Source organism: Shewanella sp. AS16 (genome assembly GCF_021412365.1).
Taxonomy (GTDB): Bacteria; Pseudomonadota; Gammaproteobacteria; order Enterobacterales; family Shewanellaceae; genus Shewanella; species Shewanella salipaludis.
Genome location: NZ_JAKCLK010000432.1, coordinates 1 through 281, shown reverse-complemented (window position 1 = coordinate 281; position 281 = coordinate 1). Strand labels below are relative to the sequence as shown.

At 50.9% G+C, this 281-nt stretch carries 1 pseudogene; it reads right to left on the bottom strand.

The window, feature by feature from the left end:
* Window positions 1–269 (bottom strand): annotated as a pseudogene (gene araF / locus LZP73_RS20975) (arabinose ABC transporter substrate-binding protein AraF); the annotation flags it as partial.
* Window positions 270–281: the final 12 nt, after the last annotated feature.

Genomic DNA, 281 nt, shown 5'->3' with positions numbered 1-281 from the left:
TCCGGAGTACAAATAACGAAACCTTTCGCGCCACTGGCAGCCAGGCTGTCGATAGCGTTCAATGTTTTTTCGCCATCCGGCACGGCAATCTTAATAACTTCAAACCCTAAATCCTTCCCGGCTTTATCGGCAAACTTCCATTCGGTCTGGAACCACGGCTCTTCCGGTTGCTTTACCAGGAAACCGAGCTTCAGGTTCTCCGCCATAGCGGATTGTGACATAACGGCTGCCAGACCAATGGCTGCCAGGGCTTTAGTAAATTTGTGCATGGTTCTCTCCAG